Origin of the sequence: Micromonospora musae, assembly GCF_003626545.1 — a bacterium.
GTDB lineage: Bacteria > Actinomycetota > Actinomycetes > Mycobacteriales > Micromonosporaceae > Micromonospora > Micromonospora musae.
On the sequence record NZ_RAZS01000005.1, the window covers coordinates 463,312 to 488,219 of the forward strand.

General features: G+C 72.7%; 22 protein-coding genes. 4 read left to right on the forward strand and 18 right to left on the reverse strand.

Translation table 11 applies throughout. The features are described from left to right. Positions 1–135 precede the first annotated feature (135 nt). The 13 genes from D7147_RS16845 to D7147_RS16905 all read right to left on the reverse strand — a co-directional run bounded on the left by D7147_RS16845 (position 136) and on the right by D7147_RS16905 (position 15,883). A complete protein-coding gene (locus D7147_RS16845; protein ID WP_120678649.1) occupies positions 136–1,203 on the reverse strand; it encodes a polyprenyl synthetase family protein in 1,068 nt (355 codons plus the stop codon). After that, positions 1,200–2,606, reverse strand: coding sequence for an alkaline phosphatase family protein (locus tag D7147_RS16850; RefSeq protein ID WP_199734191.1), 1,407 nt, complete (start codon positions 2,604–2,606; stop codon positions 1,200–1,202). The genes D7147_RS16845 and D7147_RS16850 overlap by 4 nt, the downstream gene beginning before the upstream one ends. After that, a complete protein-coding gene (gene eboE / locus D7147_RS16855) occupies positions 2,603–3,850 on the reverse strand; it encodes a metabolite traffic protein EboE (RefSeq protein WP_120678652.1) in 1,248 nt (415 codons plus the stop codon). The genes D7147_RS16850 and eboE overlap by 4 nt, the downstream gene beginning before the upstream one ends. Beyond that, positions 3,850–4,707: a TatD family hydrolase gene (locus D7147_RS16860; protein ID WP_120678654.1), complete on the reverse strand. Its 858-nt coding sequence runs from the start codon at positions 4,705–4,707 to the stop codon at positions 3,850–3,852. The genes eboE and D7147_RS16860 overlap by 1 nt, the downstream gene beginning before the upstream one ends. Next, positions 4,707–5,327, reverse strand: a complete 621-nt coding sequence (locus D7147_RS16865) for an EboA domain-containing protein (RefSeq protein WP_120678656.1) — start codon at positions 5,325–5,327, stop codon at positions 4,707–4,709. The genes D7147_RS16860 and D7147_RS16865 overlap by 1 nt, the downstream gene beginning before the upstream one ends. 194 nt (positions 5,328–5,521) lie before the next feature. Beyond that, positions 5,522–6,553 carry a sugar phosphate isomerase/epimerase family protein gene (locus tag D7147_RS16870; protein ID WP_120678658.1) on the reverse strand — a complete coding sequence of 344 codons (1,032 nt, stop codon included), beginning with the start codon at positions 6,551–6,553 and terminating at the stop codon, positions 5,522–5,524. Next, entirely contained in the window at positions 6,550–7,560 is a 1,011-nt protein-coding gene (locus D7147_RS16875; RefSeq protein WP_120678660.1) for an SCO3242 family prenyltransferase, read from the reverse strand. Before D7147_RS16875 ends, D7147_RS16870 begins: the two co-directional genes overlap by 4 nt. Then, on the reverse strand, positions 7,544–8,710 hold the full coding sequence (locus D7147_RS16880) for an inositol-3-phosphate synthase (RefSeq protein WP_120678662.1): 1,167 nt from the start codon (positions 8,708–8,710) through the stop codon (positions 7,544–7,546). The genes D7147_RS16875 and D7147_RS16880 overlap by 17 nt, the downstream gene beginning before the upstream one ends. A gap of 611 nt (positions 8,711–9,321) precedes the next feature. Next, on the reverse strand, positions 9,322–10,521 hold the full coding sequence (locus tag D7147_RS16885; protein ID WP_120678664.1) for a Gfo/Idh/MocA family protein: 1,200 nt from the start codon (positions 10,519–10,521) through the stop codon (positions 9,322–9,324). A 54-nt stretch (positions 10,522–10,575) separates the two neighbouring features. Next, positions 10,576–11,637 carry a substrate-binding domain-containing protein gene (locus tag D7147_RS16890; protein WP_120678666.1) on the reverse strand — a complete coding sequence of 354 codons (1,062 nt, stop codon included), beginning with the start codon at positions 11,635–11,637 and terminating at the stop codon, positions 10,576–10,578. Between the two features lie 95 nt (positions 11,638–11,732). Next, a complete protein-coding gene (locus D7147_RS16895) occupies positions 11,733–12,848 on the reverse strand; it encodes an ABC transporter permease (RefSeq protein WP_120678668.1) in 1,116 nt (371 codons plus the stop codon). Then, positions 12,845–14,359, reverse strand: coding sequence for a sugar ABC transporter ATP-binding protein (locus tag D7147_RS16900; protein ID WP_199716782.1), 1,515 nt, complete (start codon positions 14,357–14,359; stop codon positions 12,845–12,847). The genes D7147_RS16895 and D7147_RS16900 overlap by 4 nt, the downstream gene beginning before the upstream one ends. Before the next feature lie 345 nt (positions 14,360–14,704). Next, positions 14,705–15,883 (reverse strand): ROK family protein, encoded by a 1,179-nt coding sequence (locus D7147_RS16905; protein ID WP_120678670.1) that lies wholly within the window; start codon positions 15,881–15,883, stop codon positions 14,705–14,707. A gap of 465 nt (positions 15,884–16,348) precedes the next feature. Here D7147_RS16905 and D7147_RS32125 point away from each other — a divergent pair, with 465 nt between their 5' ends. Then, on the forward strand, positions 16,349–16,822 hold the full coding sequence (locus D7147_RS32125) for a hypothetical protein (RefSeq protein ID WP_147437407.1): 474 nt from the start codon (positions 16,349–16,351) through the stop codon (positions 16,820–16,822). 83 nt (positions 16,823–16,905) lie between these two features. Here D7147_RS32125 and D7147_RS16920 read toward each other — a convergent pair whose 3' ends face one another. The 3 genes from D7147_RS16920 to D7147_RS16930 all read right to left on the reverse strand — a co-directional run bounded on the left by D7147_RS16920 (position 16,906) and on the right by D7147_RS16930 (position 19,650). Then, on the reverse strand, positions 16,906–17,964 hold the full coding sequence (locus D7147_RS16920) for a YihY/virulence factor BrkB family protein (RefSeq protein WP_120678675.1): 1,059 nt from the start codon (positions 17,962–17,964) through the stop codon (positions 16,906–16,908). Between the two features lie 63 nt (positions 17,965–18,027). After that, complete coding sequence (locus D7147_RS16925) at positions 18,028–18,837, reverse strand: ABC transporter permease (RefSeq protein WP_120678677.1); 810 nt, start codon at positions 18,835–18,837, stop codon at positions 18,028–18,030. A 12-nt stretch (positions 18,838–18,849) separates the two neighbouring features. Continuing rightward, positions 18,850–19,650, reverse strand: a complete 801-nt coding sequence (locus tag D7147_RS16930; RefSeq protein ID WP_120678959.1) for an ABC transporter permease — start codon at positions 19,648–19,650, stop codon at positions 18,850–18,852. Between the two features lie 256 nt (positions 19,651–19,906). Here D7147_RS16930 and D7147_RS16935 point away from each other — a divergent pair, with 256 nt between their 5' ends. Beyond that, positions 19,907–20,218, forward strand: a complete 312-nt coding sequence (locus tag D7147_RS16935; protein ID WP_120678679.1) for a PadR family transcriptional regulator — start codon at positions 19,907–19,909, stop codon at positions 20,216–20,218. Next, positions 20,218–20,559: a hypothetical protein gene (locus D7147_RS16940; RefSeq protein WP_120678681.1), complete on the forward strand. Its 342-nt coding sequence runs from the start codon at positions 20,218–20,220 to the stop codon at positions 20,557–20,559. Before D7147_RS16935 ends, D7147_RS16940 begins: the two co-directional genes overlap by 1 nt. A 66-nt stretch (positions 20,560–20,625) precedes the next feature. On the opposite strand, the gene D7147_RS16945 is transcribed toward D7147_RS16940, so the two are convergent. Beyond that, positions 20,626–21,165: a hypothetical protein gene (locus D7147_RS16945; protein ID WP_120678683.1), complete on the reverse strand. Its 540-nt coding sequence runs from the start codon at positions 21,163–21,165 to the stop codon at positions 20,626–20,628. A 241-nt stretch (positions 21,166–21,406) separates the two neighbouring features. Next, positions 21,407–22,333 (reverse strand): ABC transporter ATP-binding protein, encoded by a 927-nt coding sequence (locus tag D7147_RS16950; RefSeq protein ID WP_120678686.1) that lies wholly within the window; start codon positions 22,331–22,333, stop codon positions 21,407–21,409. Positions 22,334–22,427: 94 nt separating this feature from the next. On the opposite strand from D7147_RS16950, the gene D7147_RS16960 reads away from it, so the two are divergent. Continuing rightward, positions 22,428–24,908: a TRAP transporter permease gene (locus D7147_RS16960; protein ID WP_233563172.1), complete on the forward strand. Its 2,481-nt coding sequence runs from the start codon at positions 22,428–22,430 to the stop codon at positions 24,906–24,908.

Below are 24,908 nucleotides of genomic sequence, written 5' to 3' on the forward strand. Positions count from 1 at the left end.
GCCGCCGGTTCACCTCGACGAAACAGTGTGGTATTGACCACGACACTAATTTAGACACTTGAATGTGTCTATACCTTCTGCCGAGCCGAGCCGGACTTTCGCTCGATCGGCGGAAAGTCGACGGGTCGGGGCCGGTCAGGAGCGGCGGTCGATCGCCTGCTCGGCGAGGCCGACCAGAGCCGAACGGGTCTCGCCGTCCACCGGCGCCTGTTCGAGCGCGGTCAACGCCTGCTCGGTACGCACCCGGATCATCTGTTCGATCCGCGTCCGCGCGCCGGTCGCCTCGATGAACTCACGCAGCTCGGCCGCGCCGTCGGCGTCCAGCTCCGGGTTGCCGAAGAGCTCCCGCAGCCGGGCCGTCTGCGCCCGGTCGGCGACGCTGCGGGCCAGCGCCATCATCACCGTCGGCTTACCCTCACGCAGGTCGTCGAGGATCGACTTGCCGGTGACCGCCGGATCACCGAAGACGCCGAGCACGTCGTCCCGGAGCTGGAACGCGTCACCCAGCGGATCACCGAACTCGGCGAACGCCTCGATGAGCTCCGGCGACCCGCCGGCCAACGCCGCACCGATCTGCAACGGCCGGGTGACCGTGTAACGGGCGGCCTTCATCCGGATCACCGTCAGGGCACTGGCCACCGAGCCGTCCCCGACCCCGGAGACGAGGTCCAGGTACTCCCCCGCGATCACCTCCGTACGCATCAGCGCGAACATCGCGTACCCCCGGTGCACCTGCTCGGTGGGGAGGCCGCACTCGTGGAACATCTGGTCCGACCAGGCGGCGCAGAGATCCCCGCAGAGCAGCGCGGTGTTGCGCCCGTACGCCTCCGGGTCGCCCCGCCACGACGAGCGGGCGTGCAGGTCGGCGAAGAGCCGGTGCACCGACGGCTCACCCCGGCGGCGGTCACTGCCGTCGAGGATGTCGTCGTGGATCAGGGCGAACGCGTGGAACAGCTCCAGGGCGGCCGAGGCCATCACGATGGGGACGCCGTCCTGACCACCGCCCCCGCGCCAGCCCCAGTAGCAGAAGAGCGGGCGCAGGCGCTTCCCGCCGGCCAGCACGAACCGCTGCAACGCCGTGAAGACGCCGCGCGGCGCGCCGTCCGGCCAGTCCGGCCCCTGGCGGTCGAGGAACGCGGCCAACTCGGCGTCGAAGCGCGCCCGCAGGCCGCTCACGTCGGTCGGCGCAACCGTGACCGTCACCGGGTGTCCCCCTTCGTGGCCCCGCCCAGCCCGGCGAGCTCCAGCAGCAACGACTTCACATCCGTCGCCGCGAGACGCTCCCGGGTCGCGCTCGGGTCCGAGCAGAGCAGCACCGGCCCGTCCGCCGGGTCGGCCGGCAGCCGCCCGTGCGAACCACGTACCGCCCGCGCGCCCGCGTCCAGCCCGACCACGCTCATCAGGTAGCGCATGCCGAGCTTCTTACGGGCCAGGGCCACGGCCGCCCGGCGCTTCGCCGCCGCCGGGGCGGCCGGGTCGAAGAAGAGCTCGGCCGGGTCGTACCCGGGCTTACGGTGGATCTCCACGAGCCGGGCGAAGTCCGGTGCCCGTTCGTCGTCCAGCCAGTAGTAGTAGGTGAACCAGGCGTCCGGCTCCGCCACCAGCACCAACTCGCCGGCGCGCGGGTGGTCCAGCCCGTACGCGGCCTTCCCCTCGGCCTCCAGCACCTCCGCCACCCCGGGCAGGCCGGCGCAGAGCTTCGCCACCGCCGGCACGTCCGCCGGGTCCCGCACGTAGACGTGCGCGACCTGGTGGTCGGCGACCGCGAACGCCCGCGACGTCCACGGGTCCAGGTACTCCATGCCGGCCTGGGTGTGCACCCGCAGCAGCCCCTCGGCCCGCAGCAGACGGTTGACGTCCACCGGGCGGGACACATCGGTGATGCCGTACTCCGAGAGCACCACCACCGTCGCGTCCCGGGCCTGCGCGGCGTCGAGCAGCGGGCCGAGCACCCCGTCCAGCTCCGCCGCCGCGGCCGCCGCCTGCGGCGAGGAGGGGCCGTGCCGCTGCAGGTCGTAGTCGAGGTGCGGCACGTAGACCAGGGTCAGATCCGGCGCCTGGTCGGCGAGGATCTGCTCGGCCGCCCGGCAGATCCAGGCGGAGGAGGCCAGCCCGGCGCCCGGCCCCCAGTAGCTGAAGAGCGGGAAGGTGCCGAGCCGCCCGGTGAGCGCCTCGTGCAGCTGCGGCGGGTCGGTGTAGCAGTCCGGGTCCTTGCGCCCGTCCGCGTGGTAGATCGGCCGTGGCGTGACCGTCCAGTCGACGTCCGCGCCCATCGCGTACCACCAGCAGACGTTGGCCACCGTGTAGCCGGGCTCGACCCGCCGGGCCGCCTGCCAGAGCTTCTCCCCGCCCACGAGGGCGTTGTGCTGCCGCCAGAGCAGCACGTCGCCGAGCTCCCGGAAGTACCAGCCGTTGCCCACGACGCCGTGCCCCGCGGGCGGCTCCCCGGTCAGGAAGGTGGACTGCACCGAGCAGGTCACCGCGGGCAGCACGGTGCCCAGCTCCGCCTGGAAGCCCCGCTCGGCGACGGCCCGCAACCGCGGCATGTGCGCCAGCAGCCGGGGGGTCAGCCCCACCACGTCCAGCACGACCAGACGACGACTCATGCCGGCACCTCGCTCCGCTCGACGCCGCCGCGCGGCGATCCCTGATCCAGAACTCCCGCCGGACCCGACCGGTCGACGGGCACGAGGCCGAGCGCGGTCAGCTCGGCCCGCGCGAAGGCGAGCTCGGCGGCGATCCCCGAGGCCAGCTCCGCGTCGGTGCGGGGGCGCCGCGCCTGCGGCAGCACCCCCCAGGTGTACGTCTCCACGTCGAGGTGGTCGCAGCCCGCGTCCGGGCCGGTGAAAAGCTCGGCGAGGGCGGCGCGCAGCACGCCGACGGTGGACTCCAGCGGCGCCTCGGGCGGCGCGTGCAGCGGCACGTGGTAGTGCACCCGCCACCGCCCCGGCAGCCGCGCGTCGAGCGCGGCGTCGAGGTCGTCCGCCGCGTACGCCGGATCGGCCGGGTCGTGGCCGCCCGCGCAGCCGTCGGCCCGGGTCTGGTGCAGGAAGCGCGGCTCCACCCAGCGCCGCAGCGCCTCGGCCGAGCCGACCGGATCGGTCGTCTCCAACGCGGCCGACACCTGCACCTTCACCACCGGCAGGCCGGCCGCCCGCAACCGGGCCAGCGCCGCAGCCGGCTCCTCCCAGGCACAGGCGAGGTGCGCGAGGTCGACGCAGACGCCGAGCCGCTCGGTGTCCATCGCGGACAGCAGGGCAGCGGCCTGGCTCGTGCTCTCCACCAGACAGCCGGGCTCCGGTTCGAACCCGACCCGGATCCGCCGGCCGGTCTCCCGCTCCACCTCGGCCAGCCCAGCGGCGAGCTGGTCCAACCGTTCCCGGGCCGCCCCGGCCTGGTCGGCGTCCCACGGCGAGCGCCACGCCAGCGGCAGGGTGGAGATGGAGCCCCGGGCCGCGTCGTCGGGGAGCAGATCGGCGAGGATCCGCGCCAGGTTCAGCGTGTAGGCGAGCCGCTGCGGGGTGGTCCAGTCCGGGTGGTAGACGTCACCCTTGACCACCGGGGCCTGGAAGGCCGCGTACGGGAAGCCGTTGAGGGTGACCACCTCCAGGCCCCGCGCGGTCAGCTCGGCCCGCAGCCGGCGGCGGGCGGCCGGCTCGGCGGCCAGCTCGGCGGCGACCGGGGCGGCCAGCCAGAGCCCCAGGCCGAGCAGGTCGGAGTCGAGCTCCTGTCGGACCGGCAGGGCGTAGGTGTCGAGTTGCGCGAGGATGCCGGCGAGGTCCTCGGCGGGGTGCACGTTGGTGCAGTAGCCGAGGTGGACGAGCTCACCGGACGTGTGTCGCAGCCGCATCAGCTCCCCCCGCGCAGGATCGAGTTACCGGCGAAGGTGGCGCTCGGCGCAGCGAGGTCGGCGGGGTCCAGGTCGAGCCGTTTGGACTGGCCGTAGAACTCCACCGGGTTGCGCCACAGCACCCGGTCGACGTCGTCGTCGCTGAATCCGGCCGCCAGCATCGCCTCGCCGGTGGCCCGGGTGAGCAGCGGGTCCGACCGGCCCCAGTCGGCCGCCGAGTTGACCAGCATCCGCTCGGTGCCGTGCTCCCGCAGGATCTCCACCATCCGCGGTGGTGACATCTTCGTGTCCGGGTAGATGGAGAAGCCGAGCCAGCAGCCGGAGTCCCGGGCCAGTGGCACGGTCACCTCGTTGAGGTGGTCGAGCACCACCCGGCCGGGCTCGATGCCGGATTCGCGGACCACCGCGAGGCTGCGCTCCACGCCCCGGGCCTTGTCCCGGTGCGGGGTGTGCACCAGCGCCGGCAGCTCGTGCGCCACGGCGAGCGCCAGCTGTGCGGCGAACACCTCGTCCTCCTCCGGGGTCATCGAGTCGTACCCGATCTCGCCGACCGCCACCACGCCGTCCTTCTCCAGGTAGTCGGGGAGCAGCTCGAGCACCGGGCGGCAGCGCGGATCGTTCGCCTCCTTCGGGTTCAGCGCGATCGTGGCGTGGTGCCGCACGCCGAACTGCCCGGCCCGGAACGGCTCCCAGCCGATCAGCGAGTCGAAGTAGTCGGTGAAGGAGGCGGGGCCGGTGCGCGGCTGCCCGAGCCAGAACGCCGGCTCCACCACCGCCCGGACGCCGGCCGCGGCCATCCGCTCGTAGTCGTCGGTGGTGCGCGAGGTCATGTGGATGTGCGGGTCGAAGATGCGCATCACGCCTCCCGGGCGGTGGGTCGGCCGGAGCCGGCGGTGAGCCGGTCGAGCAGGTCGGTGGCGTCGGCGGGCATGTCCCGCCCGGCCGCGTGCCGCTCGTCGGCGAGACCGGCGAGCATCACGGCGAGCTCGCCGTCGGCGCGGCTGTCGAGGTCGGCCACGACGGCGAGCGGCACCCCGGTGAAGACGCACTTCAGCACCGCCTGCCGCCACGCGGCGGCGTCGAGGTGCCGGGCGTACGGGCCGAGCGCGGCGGCGACCAGCCGGGTGTCGTTGGTGCGGATCGCGTCGTGCAGCAGGGGCACCCCCGCCGCACCGATCGGCAGCAGCGGCAGCGCCTTGAGCACCGCCCGCTTCTCGGCCGCGTCACCGCGCCGGTAGAGGGCGTCGGCGTACCCGGCGTGGTCGGTGGGCAGGGCGGTGAGCAGCAGCGCGCGGGCGGCCTCGTCGGCGGTCCAGCCGGGCGCGTCGGGCAGGGCTTCCCGACCGCAGCGCCGGCCGACGGCCGGGAAGAACCGGGTGATCGTGGCCGGGTCGGCCGCCACCTGCCGCAGCGCCTCGTCCAGCCAGTCCGGGTCGGGTACGCCCCCCAGGGCCACCCGGAGATGATCCGCTGTCATCGTGCCTCCCCTCGGCGCCGCCCCGGAGCCGGAGCCTGCGCGGTATCGCCGTGGGTGCCCGGGCGCCGCCCCTTCCGGCCGGAGGCCGCGGCGGTTGCCGTGGCCCGCTCGCCGTGATGCGACCGGAGAGCCGTCGGCCGCGCCGCGATCGTGCTGCCGGCGTGGGGACGCCTCGGACCCCCTCTGCTCTGCACCTACATACGCACCGGGGCCGTTCCGGTCGACGACACGTCGGTGGGTGCAGAGCTGGGTACGGCCGCGACCGGGCCGGCCGGGGTGGGCACGGCCGGGGACGGACCGGGCGGGTCCGCCTCGGCCGGCAGCGTGCGCGCCCGGGCCGCGGCGGCGCGCAGGAACTCCAGCGAACGCGCGGCGACGGCGGGCGCGGCGTGCGAGTGCCGGGGCAGCTCGACGGCGACGAGACCGCGATAGCCGGCGTCGGTCAGCGCCCGCAGCACCGGCGGGAAGTCGATCTCACCCTCGCCGAACTCGAGGTGCTCGTGCACCCCACGGCGCATGTCGTCGATCTGCACGTTGACCAGGTGCTCGGCGACGTCGCGGACGCAGCGGTCCACCGGCTGGGGCTCCAGGCAACGACAGTGCCCGATGTCGAGGGTGATGCCGAAGCAGGGCGCTGCGTCGAGCGCGGCGCGCAGCCGTCGCCAGCCGGCGATGTCCTCGACCAGCATGCCCGGCTCCGGCTCGAAACCCAGCAGCACGCCCGCCCGGTCGGCCGCGTCGACCACCGTCGCGCAGCCGGCGACCAGCCGGTCCCAGGCGGCCCGGGGCGCAACGGCCTCGGGGCGTACGCCGGCCCAGAACGACACCGCCTCGGCGCCGAGGTCCGCGCCGATCCGGACGGCCCGGCGCAGGAACTCGACGCGGCGGGTCGGGTCGTCGTGCAGCAGCGTCGGCGCGTGCTTGTGCCACGGATCGAGCAGGTAACGCGCACCCGTCTCGATCATCACGCCGAGGCCGAGGGCGTCCAACCGCCGCCGGAGCGCGGCGACCCGGTGCGGCAGCCCCGGCGCGAACGGGTCGAGGTGGTCGTGGTCGAGGGTGAGCGCCACCCCTTGGTATCCCAGGTCGGCGAGGACGGCGAGCGCGTCGTCGAGGCGGTGGTTGGCGAAGCCGTTCGTGCCGTACCCGAAGCGGGGGCCCGCATCCACGGGGCGTTCGGTGGCAGGGCCCGGGCCGGGCGCCGGAGCGGTCGGCACGGCGCTCATGTCGGCGAGACCTTCCGGGCCAGCCGCCGCCCGAGCGGCGCCGCGGCGGCGACCACCAGGCCGAGCAGGCCGGCCCCGCCACGTGCGGTGAGCGCGCCCTGGAGCGCGGGCAGTCCGGTGATCCCCGCCCCGACCGCAGCCCGGACCCGACCGGCGCTGGGCTCGGCCACCACCCGGGCCTGCGCGGTGCCGTAACCGACGGCGTACCAGGCGGCGAGCGCCGCCGGCACCAGGGCGGCGAGCGTCCCGCCCCGCGGCTCACCGGTTGCGGCCCCGCGCCGGCTGCGGCCACGACCGAGCAGGGTGGACGGCCGTCCGTTCCGGTGCGGCGCGGCGGAATCCGGCCCGGTGCCGTCACCGGCTCGCCGGTCACGGCCGAGCGGATCGCGGTCGAGGGTGCGCCGGGACGCCCTGGCGGCGGCCGCCGCCACCACCGCGGTGCCGGCGAGGGTGCCGATCGGCAGGGCCGGGTCGGCGCCGCTGACCTCCCGACGGGAGAGCGCGGTGACCGTCCAGGTGTGCGCGGCGACGGTGAGCGCCGCCGGCATCGCGCGGGTCAGCCGACCGCCGCTCGCGCCGAGCAGCACGTCCAGCCCTCGGCAGGCGGCCATCACGGCCGGACCGGCCGCGGTGTTCTTCGCGCGCAGGTCGTATCCCCAGACGGTGGCGGCGAGCGGCACCGCGATCGCGGCGGCGCGTCGGCCCCCGGCCGCGGTGGCCAGGGCCACCCCGGCGGCGGTGAGGCCGGCGGCGAGGCCGACCGCGGCGCCCGGCCGGATCCGGCCGCTGGGGATGGGGCGCTCCGGTCGCTCGACGGCGTCCAGCCCCCGGTCCGCCCAGTCGTTCGCGGCCATTCCGGCCCAGTAGAGCAGCACCGACGCGCCGGCCAGCGCGGGCGTACGCCGGTCGAGCGTTCCGGCCGCGGCGGCCCCGGCGACGACGTCCCCGGGTACCGAGAGCGCGGCCGGTGCGCGGACCAGCTCGGCCAGGTCAGCCAGCGTGCTCATCGCTGCCCCCGTGCCCGGCGTGCAGGCCCCGCGTGAAGTTCACGAGCCGGCCCCACTGCTCGGCGAGCGAGTGGGACGGTGAGCCGAGCGGGTCCTTGAAGAAGAAGCCCAACTCGGTCAGCGGGCCGACCTCTCCGGCGGCGTGCGCGGCCGCGGTGAGCCGGGCCAGGTCGAGCACGAGCGGCGCGGCGAGCGCGGAGTCGCAGCCGTGCCAGGTGAACTCCATCCGCATCCGGGTGTCGAGGAACCCGGAGAAGGTGATCAGATCCCAGGCGGTCTTGAAGTCCCCCAACTCCTCCACGAAGTCGATCCGGGTCTCGCCCTGCGGCACGTAGCCCAGCGTCTCGCCGAGCACGCGCTGCTTGCTCTCCACCTTCGCGGCGTTGGCACCCGGATCGACGAGGTTCGCGCCGTCGCCGCCGCCGAGCAGGTTCAGCCCGGACCAGGAGCGCACCCGCAGGTGCCGCATCGCGAACATCGGGGCGAGCACCGACTTGACCAGGGTCTCCCCCGTCTTGCCGTCGTGCCCGGCGTACGGCAGTCCACGTTCGACCGCCAGCGTGTGCAGGGCGGGCAGCCGCGCCCCGGTCGACGGGGTGAAGTCGACGTACGCACAACCGGCCTCCAGGGCCGCGTACGCGTAGAGGGAGCTGGCCGGCAGCACCTCCTGTGGGCCGGTCAGCGCGGCCCGCAGCGCGGTCGGGTCGGCGTGCCCGGGATGGGGGTGGGCGGGCGGCTCGGTGGCCGAGACGTTGACCACGACGACGCGGTCCAGCTGGTGCCGGTCGCGGAAGCCGATCAGGTCCCGGGTGGCGGCGACCGCCCGCACCGCCTGGGTGGCGCCGGTGGGGGCGGGGCGCAGCTCCTCCTCGACCGCGGCCAGTTCGTCAGGGAGCGCGGCGACCAGCCGGCCGGGCAGCACGCCGGCGGCGGCGAGCGCCTCGGCCCGCTTGCACAGCGGCGTGGTGACCACGTCGTGGCCCCCGTAGACCAGGTCGGCGAAGGCAGGAAGGGCAGGCCCGCGCAGCTCGGGAAGTTCGGTGACGCAGCCGGTCGGCCCGGCGAGGCCGGCTCGCAGAGCGAGCCCTCCGACGATGCTCGTGGTCGCGACCGATCCGCGCGCTCCCACCAGCCAGACACCCGTACGCATGGCGCTCCTTCCCCGATCAGGAGGACCGTTGTGCATCGAATTACATTGATATCAGAAGTTGCTTCGGAAAACTATGGGTTCGAGCGGATGGGCCCCGTCCGCCCGTCCGCCGGGACGGTCCGGCGTCGAAGTCGGCGGCGACGACACCGGCCGACCCCCGGTTCGGGTGCGGACGGACGAGGCTGGCAGGCAGGGTCGGTCGGCGTCTCGACCCTGCCTCCCCCGCATCCGCGTCGGGGCGGTGGCCCACCGCCCCGGCCGGACGTCTCAGTGGTGCAGGTTCACCGCGGGCCGGCGGGAACGGTCGGTGACGGTCTCACAAGAGGTGGACGTGCCATCTGCTCCTCCGGATCGTCGACGGTGGTGGCGGCCCTCCGGTGTGGCCGGGGAATCCCGGTCCGGCCGCACCGGAGAGCCGTCCTGCGTGTGCCCACCGGGCACGGGCCCGGGCGCACTCCCTCCGGACTCGACCTCGTCCCAGCCGCGGGGCGCAACCGCGGCCGGCCCTCACCGGTCGGAACGGAGGTACTGATCGGGCGGGGCGGCGACGCCGCCACCGCGGGCGAATCGGGGGCCGGTCCGGCCGGGCTGCCCGGCCGGACCGGATCGGATCAGACGGCCACCGCGGTGAGCGCGGGTTCCACCTCCGTCCACGACGAGCCCAGCTCCGCCGAACGGGCCACCGCGTCCAGCACCAGCTGGACCTGCAACGCGTCGGCGAAGGAGGGAGCCGGATCCGCACCGGTGGCGATCGCCTCGATGAAGTCGCGCATCTGGTGCGTGAACGAGTGCTCGTAGCCGATGATGTGCCCCGGCGGCCACCAGGCCGACATGTACGGGTGTTCGCCCTCGGTCACCAGGATGCGGCTGAAGCCCTGCTCGGCCGTCGGCCGCGTCGCGTCGTAGAACTCCAGCTCGTTGAGGCGCTCCAGATCGAACACCACGCTCCCCAGCGAACCGTTGATCTCCACCCGCAGGGCGTTCTTGCGCCCGGTGGCGAAGCGGCTCGCCTCGTACGTGGCGAGCGCACCGCCGTCGAGCCGGGCCACGAAGAGCGCGGCGTCGTCCACCGTCACCGGACCCGTTGCCGGGCCGGCCCCGTCGACGACCTGACCGTCACCGCCGTTCGCGGAGGCGGCCAGCCCGCTCGATTCGGCGGAGAGCGGCCGCTCCTTGACGAACGTCTCGGTCACGGCACTCACCCCCGTGATCCGCTGGCCGGTCACGTACTGGGTCAGGTCGACGATGTGCGCGCCGATGTCTCCGAGCGCACCGGACCCAGCCCTGTCCTTCTGCAGCCGCCAGACCAGCGGGAACTGCGGGTCCACGATCCAGTCCTGCAGGTACACCGCCCGGACGTGCCGGATCACTCCGAGCCGTCCGTCGGCGACCAACTGGCGCATCATCGTGACCGCGGGCACCCGGCGGTAGTTGAATCCACACATCGACCGCACACCGGAGGCCTGGGCCGTGGCCGCCGCAGCGGCCATCTCCCGCGCCTCCTGCACTGTGTTGGCCAGCGGCTTCTCGCACAGCACGTGCTTGCCGGCGGCCAACGCGGCGAGTGCGATCTCGGCGTGGCTGTCGCCCGGGGTGCAGACGTCGACGACGTCGATGTCGTCCCGGTTGACCAGGTCACGCCAGTCGGTGGTGTACGCCTCCCAACCGAGCCGGTCGGCGGCCTCGGCCACCTTCCCGGAGTCCCGGCCGCAGATCAACGCCATCCGGGCCCGCGCCGGCAGGTCGTACACCCGGTTCACGGTGCGCCACGCCTGCGAGTGCGCGGCACCCATGAACGCGTAGCCGACCATGCCGACCCGCAGTTGCTTACCTGTAGTGGACAAGGTGGGTCTCCCCCCAATGTGTCAGAACCCGAGCTTGAGGTAGCTGCTCGCGTTCTCCTTCGTGATCGTCTCGGAGGCGAGGATGATCTCCTTGGGCACCTGGAGCTCCACCAGGTCGGACATGCCCTTGCCCTGGGCGATCAGCCGAGCCAGCGAGATGGCCGAGGACGCCATCGACGGGCTGTAGGTGACGGTCGCCTTGAGCACGGTGTTGTCCGCCTGGATGTCCTCGATCGCCTTCTTCGAGCCGGCGCCGCCGACCATGAAGAACTCCTTGCGGTTGGCCTGGGTGACCGCGGCCAGCACGCCGATGCCCTGGTCGTCGTCGTGGTTCCAGATCGCGTCGATCTTCGGCAGCGCCTGGAACAGGCTGGTCGCGGCCTGCTGGCCGGAGTCGGCGGTGAACTCGGCCGGACGGCGGTTGTTCACCGTCAGCCCGTTCTGGCGGAGGGTGTCGGCGAAGCCCTTCGAACGCTCCTGGGTCAGCTCCAGGGAGTCCGTGCCGGCGATCTCACCGATGATCGGGGCGCTGACGCCCTTGGCCTTGAGCTGCGCCACGATGTAGTTGGCCGCGGCGACCCCCATGCCGTAGTTGTCGCCCTTGATCTGGAGCCGGTAGGCCAGCGCGTCGGGGAAGGCCCGGTCCAGGTTGACCACCGGGATGCCGGCCTTCATCGCCTCCAGGCCGGCGGCGTTGAGCTCCTTGCCGTCCGCCGGAAGCAGCACGATGACGTCCGGATTCTGGGAGATCAGCGTGGAGAGCGCGGCCCGCTGGGCGGCGGCGTCCGCGCCGGCCTCGACCGTCTTGAACTCCACATCGGAGTACGCGGCGGCCTGCGCCTTGGCGTTGGTGGTGATCGCGGCCAGCCAGCCGTGGTCGGCGGCCGGGGCGGAGAAGCCGATCGTCACCCGCTCGCCCGGGGCGGCGTTCCCGCCGGCCGCGGCGTCGGCACCCTTGGTCTGCGCGGTGCTGGGCTGATCGGACTCGTTGCTTGTGCAGCCGGCGAGCAGCACGCCGGCGCCGACGGCAGCCCCGCCGAAGAGCAGGCGGCGGCGGGACAGGTCGCGACTGTGCTCGGTCATGACGACCTCCTGAATTCGCGGTGGTGGGAGTGGGAAAAGGGTGTGCGGGGCCCGGTCACCGTCGCCTGCACGGTGACCGGGTGTGCTGCGGTGGGTCAGTTGGTGGTGAGTCGGTTACGTCCGAGGAACTGGGTGAGGCTGCGGAACTGCACCTGCTGGACCAGAACGGCCGCGACGATGATGCCGCCCTTGACCATGTTCTGGGCCTCGGTGGTGAGACCGTTGATCGCGAAGAGATTGGTGATCGTCGAGAAGATGATCACCCCGAGCAGGGAGCCGATGATGGTGCCCCGCCCGCCGCTGAGCAGCGTGCCGCCGATGATCGCGGCGGCGATCGCGTCGAGCTCGTAGAGGTTCGCCATCGCCGCCTGGGCCGAGGTGGCCTGGGCGGTGAGCATGATCGCGGCGATGCCGCAGCAGAGCCCGGAGAGCGCGTAGAGCAGCACCGTGTGCCGCTTGACGTCGATGCCGGCCAGCCGGGCCGCCTCCGGATTGCCGCCCACCGCCACCGTGCGCCGTCCGAACGTGGTGCGGTTGAGCAGCACCCACCCGGCGAGCACCACCGCGGCGAGGATGTAGACCAGCAGCGGGATACCGAACAGGTTGGTGCTGGCGATGCCGTTGATGGTGGCGTTGTCGGAGACCTGGGTCTGCTTGTCGGAGAGCTCGGCGGCCAGACCGCGGGCGGCCACCAGCATCGCCAACGTGGCGATGAACGGCACCAGCCGGCCGTACGAGATGAGCACGCCGTTGACCAGGCCGACGCAGAGACCGACGGCGAGCGCGCAGAAGATCATGCCGCCGGCGCCGTAGCTCTGGGTCGCCACCGTGGTCGCCCAGACCCCGGCCAGGGCGACGATCGCGCCGACCGACAGGTCGATGCCGCCACCGATGATGACGAAGGTCATCCCCACCGTCACCACACCGACCACGGAGGCCAGCTTCAGGATGACGAGGATGTTGCTCCACACCCAGCTGGAGTCGCCGTAGAGGTCCGGTCGGGTGATGACGCCGATGACGATCAGCGCCACCAGCACCCCGATGAGCCAGAGATTTCGCCGCGCCCCCTCGCCGCCTTCGCCGCGCCACCAGGAGAGCCGGCCCCCGGCGCGCTGCTCGGCCGCCGCCGTCTCCGCCGGGTCGACCGGAGGGGACTGCGCCGGCAACTGCGCCGGCCGCTCCGGGGTCGAGGTGTCGGTCACGTCGCTCATGCCGCCGCGCCTTCCATCAGGGACCCCGCCATGACGAGGTCGAGGACGGTGTTCTCGTCAAGTTCGCCGGCCGGGGCCTCGCGGACGACCCGCCCCTCCCGCATCACCAGCACCCGGTCGGCCAGGCCGAGCACCTCGGGAACCTCGCTGGAGACCAGCAGCACCCCGACGCCCCGCTCGGCGAGGGTGCGGATGACCTGGTAGAGCTCGGCCCGCGCGCCGACGTCGACACCGCGGGTCGGCTCGTCGAGCAGCAGCAGCCTCGTGTCGCCGAGCAGCCAGCGCCCGACCACCACCTTCTGCTGATTGCCGCCGGAGAGGGTGCGCACCGGACGGCGAACGTCGCGCGGGCGCAGCTCCAGGCTCTCCGCGACGCGGTCCGCCTCCGCGCGTTCGCGGCCGGTGTCGGTGAAACCGGCCCGGGCGTACCGGGCGAAGGTGGCCAGGGTGACGTTGCGGTAGATGGGCTCGCCGAGCAGCAACGCCTGACTCTTGCGCTCCTCCGGGGCCATGCCCATCCCGGCGCGTACCGCCGCGCCGACGCTGCCCGGCCGCAGCGCCCGGCCGGCCATCCGCACCGTCCCCGCCTCGGGCCGGCGGGCCCCGTAGATCGTCTCCAGCAGCTCGGAGCGTCCGGAGCCGACCAGCCCGGCGATGCCGACGATCTCACCGGGGCGTACCCGCAGCGACACGTCGGCGAACTCCCCGGCCCGGGTGAGCCCCTCCACCTCGAGCAGGTCGGCGTCCGCCGTGGTGGCGGCCACCGGGCGTTCCGGGAAGACGTACTCGATCGTGCGGCCGGTCATCCGGTTGACCAGGTCGCGGGTCGGGGTGTCGCGCGCCGGCAGGTTCGCCGCGGTGGTCCGGCCGTCCTTGAGTACGGTCACCCGGTCACCGATCTCGCGGATCTCCTCGAGCCGGTGCGAGATGTAGATGACGGCGATGCCCTGGGCCGTCAGTTCGCGGATGATGCGGAAGAGGTTGCCGACCTCGTCGTGGGCGAGCACGGCGCTCGGCTCGTCCATGATGATCAGTCGCGCCTCGTGGGAGAGCGCGCGAGCCATGCTGACGACCTGCTTGCCGGCGGCCGGCAGGGCGCGGACCATCCGGTTCGGCGGGATCTCCGCGTGGCCGAGTCGGCCGAGGATCTGCCGGGTACGCCGAGCCATGTGGCCACGGCGCACGAAGCCGAAGCGGCGCGGCTCGTGACCGAGGAAGGCGTTCTCGCCGACCGAGAGGTCCTCGACGAGATCCAGCTCCTGGTAGATGGTGGCGATACCCGCGCGCATCGCGGCCTGCGGATTGGCGAAGGTGACCGGGTCGCCGCGCCACTCGACCTGACCGGCGTCGGGCCGGTGCACCCCGGAGAGCACCTTGATCAGGGTCGACTTGCCCGCACCGTTCTGGCCGAGCAGGCAGTGCACCTCGCCGGCGCGGACCTCCAGCTGCACGCCGTCGAGGGCGCGTACGCCCGGAAAGGTCTTGACTACGTCGGTGAGGCGCAGCACCACCTCGCCCGCGACCGCGTCGGCCGGCGCCTCGAGCAGCGGGGCGTCCACGGACCCGCCCTCCGCGCTGCCGCCCGTCGGGCTCGCTTCCCTCTCGGTCACCACGCCTCCTCCCGCTCGGTCACAACCAGTCCACCTACGGCTGCGGGGCTCGCAGACCCGGCTCACTCCTCGCGCTCACCACACCCACAGATCGCGACTGCGGGGCTCGCAAACCCGGCTCACTCCTCGCGCTCACCACACCCACAGATCGCGACTGCGGGGCTCGCAAACCCGGCTCACTCCTCGCGCTCACCACACCCACAGATCGCGACTGCGGGGCTCGCAAACCCGGCTCACTCCTCGCGCTCACGATGCCTCCCCGAAAGCGACGTCGCTGGCGAGCACCGCCGCGCCGGCGACCCCGGCCCGTGGGCCGAGCTCGGAGAGGACGACGGGCAGGTTGCCGGTGGCCAGCGGCAGCGACCGGCGGTAGACCACGCTGCGGATCTCGGCGAGCAGGATGTGACCGAGTTGGGCGAGGCCGCCGCCGATCACGATCATGGACGGGTTCGCGAAGCTCACCAGTCCGGCCAGCACGCCGCCGACCCGCCGCCCCCCGTCGCGGATCAGCTGGATACAGGTGACGTCTCCCTCGACGGCGCCCTCGGCGACGTCGAGGGCGGTCACCACGCCGTTGGCGGCCAGCCGGTCGGCGAGCGCCGCCGACGTTCCGCTGCGGGCGGCGGTGGCGGCCTCCTTGGCCAGCGCGGCGCCGCTGAAGAGCGCCTCCAGGCAGCCGATGTTGCCGCAGGAGCACATCGGACCGTGCGAGTCGACCTGGATGTGCCCGATGTCGCCGGCGCAGCCGTCCGTGCCCCGGTAGACCTCGCCACTGAGGTAGATGCCGCAGCCGATGCCCGTACCGATCTTCACGAACAGGAAGTCGTCGACCGAGTGCGCGACGCCGCCGTGTCGCTCGCCGATCGCCATGATGTTGACGTCGTTGTCGACCACGGCGGGGCAGCCGTGCTCGCGGCTGAGCAGTTCGCGCACCGGGTAGCGGTCCCAGCCGGGCATGATCGGCGGTGACACCGGCAGCCCGTCGCGGAAGCTCACCGGGCCGGGTACGCCGACACCGACGCCGTCCAGCCGCTCGTACGCGCCGTCGACTTTCGCCTTGTGCAGCAGTTCGTTGACCCGTTGCAGGATCACCTTCGGGCCGGAGCGGATGTCCGCCGCCTCCCCGTACGCCGCGACCGGTTCGAGCCGCCCGTTGACCACCTCGACGTCGATCGAGGAGGCACCGAGGTCGACAGCGGCGAACCGCAGCCGAGGGTTGAGCTCGACCAGGGTGGACCGACGTCCGCCGCGGGAGGCGGCGAGCCCGGCCTCGGCGACGTAGCCGAGGTTGACGAGCCGCTCCAGTTCGGCGAGGAGCCGAGGACGTGGCATCTGCAACCGGTCGCCGAGTTCGGCCCGCGAGACGGCACCTTCGTCGCGGAGCAACCGCAGAAGGCGTACGTGCAGTGGGTCGTCGCTCCGCACTGGACTCACCTCCACATCGGCATCCTTCACATCGACGTTCCGTCTATGCGTTGTGTCCGACACAGTAGGAGCCTTCCGCGTTGCATGTCCAGGGCTTCGGCTAATCCGTCGCTAACTTTTGCTCATTCGGACAGAAGTTTTGGTAGCAGCGGGCATCGCAAGGTCCCGCAACCACGGCAGAGCCCCTGGGGCCGAACCGGGCCGACCTCTCCGCGTCACCCAACGCCCGCCGCCACGCTGATCATGAGGTTGACGAGGGATTCGATCTCCAAAGAAGCCGCCAACCTCATGATCAACGCGCGATTACCGTCCCGGCCGGCATTCTCAATCGATTGACACCGATCAACGTGGCGGATAGCGTCCCGAGCGACGACAGCGACGGGGGCGAGGTCGCGGACCGCAATTGCTGCATTGCGGCCACCTTCCGTTTTGGCGTGCCCGAACACCCCGGCAGGAAGGAATCCCATGAATCGCAGGACGCGCTTTCTCGCGGCCGTTTCAGCGGCGGCGCTCTTCGCGCTCGTCGCACCGTCCGCCGCCGAGGCGGCAGCGCCGGAGTCGGCTTCCGCGACCGGAACCATCGCCCCCGTAACTGCGCCGCAGGCTGCATCGACGGCAGCCGGTGGGGACTTCGCGCCGCTCGGCAACTGCACCGCGGGCATCTTCTGCGGCGAGGTGAAGAACCGACTCGGCCGGTCCCTGAAGATCTCGGGAAACTGGCCGTCGAACACGAAGACCATGATGCTCCCGGCGGGTGCCGGCTCTGGCTCCGATTCCAGCAGCTACTACGAATTCCGGGACACCGACGGATTCCAGGTACCGGCCGGCTATTACTACTCCGACACCGTCGGAAACAGGTACTACCCGGGGTGGCACAAGGTCAACGACCTTCAGGAAATCACCCTGAACGGCTGGTGCGACCTGGACTACTGCAGCTGACCCGGTCGCATTGAATTGCCGCTGCCTGCCGCGCCGTCCACCGGCGCGGCAGGCAGTACGCCGGCGCACAGGGGCGCACCCGCTCACCGTTCCGGACGCCGACGCGCCGCCTTGCGGAGCTTGCGGTCGTCGCGCAGCTCCACGTACGGCTCCTCGTCGGCATCGTGACCGGCCGAGATCGCCCGGCCGCGCTCCAGCTCGGCTTGGAACTCGGCCCCGAGCAGGATCGCGACGTTGGTGAGCCAGAGCCAGACCAGGAAGATGATCACACCGGCGAGGGTCCCGTACGTCTTGTTGTACGAACCGAAGTTGCTCACGTAGAGGGCGAAGAGCGCGGAGACCACCAGCCAGATCACCACGGCCAGCACCCCGCCGGGGCTGACCCAGCGGAAGCCGCCGTGCCGGGCGTTCGGCGAGGCCCAGTAGAGGATCGCGAACATCAGGCTGACCAGGATGAGTAGAACCGGCCACTTCGCGATGTTCCAGACCGTCACCGCCGTGGAGCCCAGCCCGATCGCCTCCCCGGCCGACCGGGCGAGACGGCCGGTGAAGACCACGATCACCGCACTGACCAGGAGCATCACTCCGATCACGGCGGTCACACCGATCCGGGTGGGCAGCGTCTTCCAGATCGGTCGCCCCTCCGGCACGTCGTAGATGGCGTTGGAGGCGCGCATGAAGGCCGCGATATAGCCGGACGCGGACCAGAAGGCAGCGAGCAGACCGAGCACCGCACCGGCGCTGGCCAACCCTCCGGACTTCTGCGCCTGCTCGATCGCCCTCTCGAGGATCTGCTGGATATTGCCCTGTGGGATGGCCTGACCCACGGTGTCCTTGACGCCCTCGGTCGCCCCTGGGCCGAGCAGGCCGATGATGGAGATGAGCACGAGCAGGCCGGGGAAGATGGAGAGCACCCCGTAGTAGGTCAGAGCGGCGGCCCAGTCGGTCAGATTGTCCTCCTGGAACTCCTTAACCGTCCGGCGCAGGGCCGCCAGCCACCCGGTGCCCGGCAGTTGAGCGGGGCTCTCCGGGCCCGCCTCCGGCCCGGCCGGCTCCCGGGTTCCCTGGGGGTGGTCGGCGGCTTCCCGCGCGGCGCCGTCGTCACGGTCGGGTCCTCGGCGGGCGGACTCGTCGGCGGCCATTCACCCCTCCTCGTCGTCGCGTGTGCCTTGCGGAGATGCCCCGACGACGCGGTGGGTAACCACCTACCGGTAGAGCAACCGCCCCATCCGGCGCGAGGCCACCAGCAGCCCCAGCGCGACGACGAGGAGCAGGTAGAGCACGTCGATCAGCCAGGACCGACCCGAGGTGCCGAGCGCGACGTCGCGGATCAGGTGCACGGCCCGGTAGAGCGGAGTGACCTCGACCAGCCAGCGCAGCACTGTCGGGTAGGCCTCGGCCGGAACGAACGTGCCGGAGAAGAGGAAGAGGGTGAACTGGGCCGAGCCCATCAGGTCGAAATCCTGCCAACTGCGCATGAACGTGGCGAGCGCCATGCCCGACGCGCCGAACGCGAAGCCGACCAGCACGGCGGCCGGGAAGGCGATCGCCGCCCGCCCGACGGTGGTCAGGTCCATCGCGGTCATCACCACCAGGAAGGCGGCCGAGTAGGCGCTGCCCCGCAGCATCGCCCAGCCCAGCTCCCCGAGGGCGATCTCGAACGGCCGTACGGGGGTGGCGATCACCCCGTCGTACAGCTTCATGTACTTCATCTTTCCGAAGAAGTTGAAGGTGGTCTCGGCGAGCGCCCCCGTCATCGCCGAGGAGGCGAGCATGGCGGGGGCGACGAACGCCGCATAGCTCACGAGCCGCCCGTCGGGCAGGTTCAGGTCACCGACCAACGCGCCGACGCCCACCCCGATGGAGAGCAGGTAGAGCAGCGGCTCGACGAAACCGGAGACGAGCAGCAGCCAGTAGACCGACCGCAGCGCCGCGATGTTGCGCTCGGTGACGGAGACCGACCGCCGGGACGCGGCGGAGACGTCGATCAGCCGGGGCAGGACCAGAGCGACCACGATCGGCCCTTCCTAGACGACGAGTCGGCGGCGGAACATCCGGCGGGCCAGCAGGCCGCCGGCGAGCGCCCAGGCCACGAGGTAGAGCAGGTGACCGGCGACCGACCACTCCGCGGCGACGCCGAGGGTCGCCGCCCGGCACAGGTCGACGGCGTGCCAGAGCGGTGCCGCGTACGCCAGCCAGCGCAGCCCCACGGGCAGGCCGTCGACCGGGAAGAACACCCCGGCGAAGAGGGTCATCGGGATGACTGCGAAGCGGAACAGCAGGGCGAGCCAACTGTCGCTGTCGACGGCCGCGCTGTAGGCGAAGGTCGGTGCGGCGACCGCCAGGCCGAGCAGCGCCGCCACCGGCAGGGTGGCCAGCGCCCAGGGTGATCGCAGCGCGCCGAAGAGCGCGGTGACCAACAGGAAGGCGGCGATCGTGGTGAGCACCCGGAACATCACGTACAGCAGGTGGCCGACGAGGATGTCACCGACCCGCAGCGGCGCGGCGCTCTGCGCGTAGTACGTCTTGATCCATTGAAAGTTGCTGAACACGGGCCAGGTCGAGTCGCCGAGCGCCACCTGCAGCGCCGTCGACGCGATCAGGCCGGGCACCAACCAGTCGAGATAGCTGACGCCGTCGACGCCCTGGTCGACGTAGGCGCCGACACCGACACCGAACCCGAGCACCGTCAGGACCGGCAGCAGGAAGGACGAGAAGACCCCGGCCCGCCAGGTGCGGCGATAGCCCACCAGGAAGAAATTGAGGACGGTGAACGCCGGCACCCGTGGCAGCGGCGGGCGGGTCCGTTCCCGCACCGATGGGGCCACGCCCACCACGACCACCCCCGACCGCTCTCCGCCCGTCGCAGCCTTCGTACCGGAGGGGTACGACAGCCGCCGCCACCCTACGGCCGGCCGGCGTACGTGTCGCGGCAGTTTCCGCCGCGCCGCCCGCCGCCCGCCGGGAGGGTGAGCACGAGTTCGGACCGGTGCGGGAGAATGGCGGGCGGGGAACGAGAAGACAGCGACAGTCTCGGTTCCGCATTTGCTGGACAGGGTTAATCTACATAGGTAGCCTTGATGCGTGCAGCCACTCGAACGCATCGGTGCCGCGACGGTCGACGTACTCCGCGTGCTGCTCGACAGTGACCGGCCCCGGTGGGGTTTGGAGATCATCAAGCTGACCGGGCGCCCCTCGGGCAGCGTCTACCCGCTGCTGGAGCGGCTGGAACGCCACGGCTGGCTGACGTCGCGCTGGGAGGAGACCGAGCGTCGCGGTCCCCGACGGCGGATGTACGAGCTGACCGTCGACGGTGCCGTGGCGGCACGACGAGTCTGCGCGCAGGCCGCCACGCGGAAGGCCCGGCAGCGTCTCACCCGACCCCGGGAGGCCTGATGACGCCGTCCGAGCGCGTCGCGCTCACCGTCGTCCGCTGCGCCACCCGCCTGCTCGCCCGCGAACGGCGCGCCCGCTACCTCGAACAGTGGCAGGCCGACGTGCACGGCGCGACCGAGCTGGGCGTGTCACCGCTACGGCTCGCCGCCGGCATCCTCGGTGCCGCCGCCCTGATCGCCGTCGTCGACCGGAAGGAGACCCGGACCATGTTGCCCATCGGCCCGCTCGCCCTCGCCCTACGTCTCGTCGGCGGTGCCGGCGCACGCCGGCGCGCCGCCGCCCTCGCCGCGGTGTTCACCCTGGCCCTGCTGGCCGGGGCGGGTCTGCTCATCGCCGGCTGACGCCGCACCCAGCGCCGGACCGGTCCGTCGCGGAGCGGAGCGATGACCGGCGACGGTGGCAGTGGCTCAGCCGCGGACGCTGCGCAGCAGCGATCGGAGGGCGTAGCCGAGCAGCAGGACTCCGGCGCCGGTGCCCACGACCACGCCGGCCGACACCCCCGTCAGCAGCCCGGTCAACAAACCGGCCACCGCCACGGCGCAGGTCGCGACGCCGAGGTGTCGCAGCGGCGGGCTGCCCAGCACGGGGGCGAGCGGAAAGAAGTGCAGCCCCACCACGGCGCAGACCAGCACAGGGATGTACTCCGACCAGCCGGCGACGGCCAACGCCGCCGCACCGAGGCCGGCGAGCGCGAACTCGGCCACGACGATCAGGAGGTAACGGCGGTCGTTCGCCCGATCTCGCGGGCCGGCGGCCGCACCCCGGGACCGGGCCGTGACGACACCGCCGGCCACCGCGGTGAGCAGCGCCGCCACACTGCCCGCCACCAGCAGGCCGCGCAGTGGCTGCTCCGCGGCCGGCACGCTGAACCAGATGGTGGCGAAGATACCGAGGTATAGAGCGCCCAGCCCCTCCTGGCGTCGCAGGCCGACCTCCACACCGGACACCGGATCACCCCTCGCTCGTACGTCCGCCGGAACCAGCGGGGTTGATCTTATAAATGCCCGTGCCCGCGCCGCTGCCCTAGGGCGTGTGTCAAAGTCCTGGCCGGCCTGCGGCGGGCCCAGACGACGATCGGCCGCGTCGGCGCTTCGTCCGGATACGACACCGGTATCCGAACGAGTCCCCGAAGGTCCTCGGTCGAGCCGAGGCGGAGTCCACGCGGCGGTCCGGCAAGGCACACACGCCCTAGTCGACGAGGGTGCGGCCGGTGAGGTGCAGGAAGACGTCCTCCAGGCTGCTGCGGCGGACCAGCACGTTGGCCGGGTTGAGGCCGAGCGCGTGCACCTCGGCCACCGCCGCGTCACCGTCGGCGACGTAGAGCAGGATCCGGTCGGGCAGCACCTCGATCCGCTCACCCAGCCCGTCGAGCTTGCCGGCGAACGCCTCCTGCGACTCGGCGGCGAAGCGCAGCTCCACCACCTCACGCGTGGAGTGCCGCTCGATCAGCACGCGAGGCGACCCCTCGGCGACGATCCGGCCGCCGTCCATCACGACCAGCCGGTCGCAGAGCTGCTCGGCCTCGTCCATGTAGTGGGTCGTCAGCACCAGCGTCACGCCCTGCTGCTTGAGCCGGAACAGCCGCTCCCACACCAGATGGCGGGCCTGCGGGTCGAGCCCGGTGGTCGGCTCGTCGAGAAGCACGATCTCCGGCTCGTTCACCAGCGCGCGGGCGATGGTGAGCCGCCGCTTCATGCCGCCGGAGAGGGGCTCGACCTTGCTGTCGGCGCGCTCGGCGAGCTGGACGAAGTCGAGCAGCTCGCCCGCCCGCTGCCGGGCGACCCGACGGGGAATGCCGAAGTAGCGGGCGTAGGTGGTCAGGTTCTCCCGAACGGTGAGCTCGGGGTCGAGATTGTCCAGTTGCGGGCAGACCCCGAGCCGGGCCCGGATCGCCGGCCCGTCGCGGACCGGGTCCATGCCCAGGATGCGCAGCGCGCCCCCGCTCGGCGGGGAGATGCAACCGATCATCCGCATGGTCGACGACTTGCCGGCGCCGTTGGGCCCCAGGAAGCCGAACGCCTCCCCGGGAAGAACCGCTACGTCGATGCCATCGACCGCGGTGAAGTCACCGAACCTCTTCACCAGCCGACGTGCCTCGATGAGTGCCCTGGTCACCGCCCGACCCTAACCGCCGGGTCCGACAGCTCCACCCGATTTACCCGGGCGGCGCCACCCCCGCCGGCCATCAATAGGCGTGTATCTTCCCTTTGTGGCGTCCACCCGCTCTCCCGACGGTTCGCCGCCGGCACCGCGCCGCCCGGCCCCGGAGGAGGCCGTGGACGGCCCGACCGAGGCCGCGACCGGCCCGGACCCGGCCCGCGCGCCCGAGGGATCCGCCGCGCCCGGCGAGACCGCGCGCGCCGCCGTCGACGAGGCTCCGGCCGGGAAACACAGTGGACGCTCCGGCACGGTGCCGCGGCCCGACCCGGACGGGCTGCCCGAGCTGGCCGCGCAGTTCGAGGACGAGAAGCCCGGCCGGGCGCTCACCGGCACGGTCAACCTGCTCGTCGGCGCGGCGGCGGTGGCCGTCGGCGTGCTCGCCCTCTGGCAGGTCTTCCGGCCGTTGCCGCAGGGCAGCAAGTATTACCTGATCATCTTCCTCGCGGGTGTGCTGCCGCTGGTCTTCCTCGCCTACCCTTCCGGCCTGCGGCTGCGCCGCCGCGCCGATCAGCCCGCCGGATTCCACGCCCGGCCGGGTGCCGAGCCGACCCACGACCACGCCGGGCTGAGTGGTGAGCCGACGCACGACCACGCCGGGCCGAGTGGTGAGCCGACGCACGACCACGCCGGGCCGAGTGGTGAGCCGACGCACGAGCACGCCGGGCGGCGGTCCGATGAGCGCCCACCGGCCGGGGCCGAACCCGAACCGCGAACCGTACGACCGGGCGCGGCCGGCAGCCGGTCCCGGCCCACCGTGGCGGACTGGTCGCTCGCCGCGCTGGCGCTGGTCGCCTGCCTCTACCCGGTGCTACCGATCCCGTTCGGCTCGGGTGGCGGCGGCTACGACGCCTTCCTCGACCGGCAGGGGTTGCTCGCCCCGGCCGACCTGGCGATGGGCACCGTGCTGCTCCTGCTGCTGCTGGAGGCGTGCCGGCGTACCACCGGGTGGATCCTGCCCGCGGTCTGCCTGCTCTTCCTCGGCTACGGCTACTACGGCGGCCTGCTCCCGCAGTCCTGGCCGGTGGCCCACGCCGGGCTCGACTTCAGCCAACTCGTCGACGCCTTCTACAACTCCGACAGCGGTTTCTACGGCACCCCGCTGGACGTCGCCGCGTCGTACATCGTGCTCTTCACCATCTACGGCGCGGTGCTGGACCTCTCCGGCGCGGGCCGGTTCTTCGTCGAGCTCTCCAGCGCGGCGTTCCGCCGGTCCCGGACGGCCGCCGGACGCACCGCGGTCGCCTCCGGATTCCTGCTCGGGACCGTCTCCGGTTCGGGAGCCGCCACCACGGTCAGCATCGGCGCGGTGACCTGGCCGATCCTGCGGCGGGCCGGATACCCGGCGGAGCGCGCCGGCGGCATGCTGGCCGCGGCCGGGGTGGGCGCGATCCTCTCCCCGCCCACGCTCGGCGCGGCGGCGTTCATCATCGCCGAGTACCTCGGCGTCTCGTACCTGCAGGTGCTCGGCTGGGCCACCGTGCCGACCGTCCTCTACTACCTCGGCATCCTGCTCTCCGTGGAGATCGACGCCCGCCGCTCGGGCGTCCGGGCGGTCTTCGTCGACGTGGCCTCCCCGTGGCGGTTGCTCGGCCGGTTCGGCTACCACTTCGCGTCCCTGGTCGTCATCATCGTGCTGCTCGCCGTGGGCATGTCGGCCACCCGGGCCGTGGTGCTCGCGACAGTGCTCGCCGCCGCACTCTCCTTCCTGGACCGGGCCCACCGGCTCACCCCGGGCCGGCTGACCGCCGCCCTGGTCGGCGGCGTACGCGGCGTGCTGGCGGTCACCGCCGTCTGCGCCGCCGCCGGCATCATCACGGCGACCACCACGAAGACCGGGCTCGGCCCGCAGACGGCGGCGTTGCTGCTGGACGGCGCCCGAGCGGTCACCGACGACCCGGCCGTGGTGCTGGTGCTCACCGCGCTCCTCGCCGCGGTCGCGCTCACCCTGCTCGGGCTCGCCGTGCCGGTCACCGCCTCCTTCGTGATCGGCTGGGTGATCATCGGGCCGGCGCTGCTCGACCTGGGGGTGGCCACGCCGGCCGCCGCGATGTTCGTCTTCTACTTCGCGGTGCTCTCCGAGGCGTCCCCGCCGACCGCCCTCGCCGCTGTCGCCGCGGCGGCGGTCACCGGCGGCCGGCTGGTGCCCACCATGTGGCAGACGCTGCGCTACGCGCTGCCGGCGTACCTCATCCCGATCGCCTTCGTGATCACACCCGCGGGCCTCGGGCTGCTCGGCATCGGCGGGCCGCGGCAGATCCTGACGGCCACCGTGGTCCTCGCGCTCAGCGTCGCCGTACTCGCCGTCGCGGCCGGCGGCTGGCTGCCCGGTGTGGGACCGGCCGGTACGCCGGAACGGGTGCTCGCCGCGCTCGCCGGCGTGGTCCTGCTCCGCCTGGAGCCGGTGTCGGTGGCGATCGGTGTCGGGCTGGCCGCCGTGGCCGTCGCGGGGGTGCTCGTACGACGCGGCTCCGCCGGTCGGTCCGGCGGGCAGGCCGGGACAACTGCTGAGCTGAGGGAGGTAACACGGTGA

Coding starts and splice junctions, on each gene's coding strand:
- D7147_RS16850 (WP_199734191.1), bottom strand. CDS start 2,606: ATGAGTCGTCGTCTGGTCGTGCTGGACGTGGTGGGGCTGACCCCCCGG.
- eboE (WP_120678652.1), bottom strand. CDS start 3,850: ATGCGGCTGCGACACACGTCCGGTGAGCTCGTCCACCTCGGCTACTGC.
- D7147_RS16860 (WP_120678654.1), bottom strand. CDS start 4,707: ATGCGCATCTTCGACCCGCACATCCACATGACCTCGCGCACCACCGAC.
- D7147_RS16865 (WP_120678656.1), bottom strand. CDS start 5,327: ATGACAGCGGATCATCTCCGGGTGGCCCTGGGGGGCGTACCCGACCCG.
- D7147_RS16870 (WP_120678658.1), bottom strand. CDS start 6,553: ATGAGCGCCGTGCCGACCGCTCCGGCGCCCGGCCCGGGCCCTGCCACC.
- D7147_RS16875 (WP_120678660.1), bottom strand. CDS start 7,560: ATGAGCACGCTGGCTGACCTGGCCGAGCTGGTCCGCGCACCGGCCGCG.
- D7147_RS16880 (WP_120678662.1), bottom strand. CDS start 8,710: ATGCGTACGGGTGTCTGGCTGGTGGGAGCGCGCGGATCGGTCGCGACC.
- D7147_RS16885 (WP_120678664.1), bottom strand. CDS start 10,521: ATGGTCGGCTACGCGTTCATGGGTGCCGCGCACTCGCAGGCGTGGCGC.
- D7147_RS16890 (WP_120678666.1), bottom strand. CDS start 11,637: ATGACCGAGCACAGTCGCGACCTGTCCCGCCGCCGCCTGCTCTTCGGC.
- D7147_RS16895 (WP_120678668.1), bottom strand. CDS start 12,848: ATGAGCGACGTGACCGACACCTCGACCCCGGAGCGGCCGGCGCAGTTG.
- D7147_RS32125 (WP_147437407.1), top strand. CDS start 16,349: ATGAATCGCAGGACGCGCTTTCTCGCGGCCGTTTCAGCGGCGGCGCTC.
- D7147_RS16920 (WP_120678675.1), bottom strand. CDS start 17,964: ATGGCCGCCGACGAGTCCGCCCGCCGAGGACCCGACCGTGACGACGGC.
- D7147_RS16940 (WP_120678681.1), top strand. CDS start 20,218: ATGACGCCGTCCGAGCGCGTCGCGCTCACCGTCGTCCGCTGCGCCACC.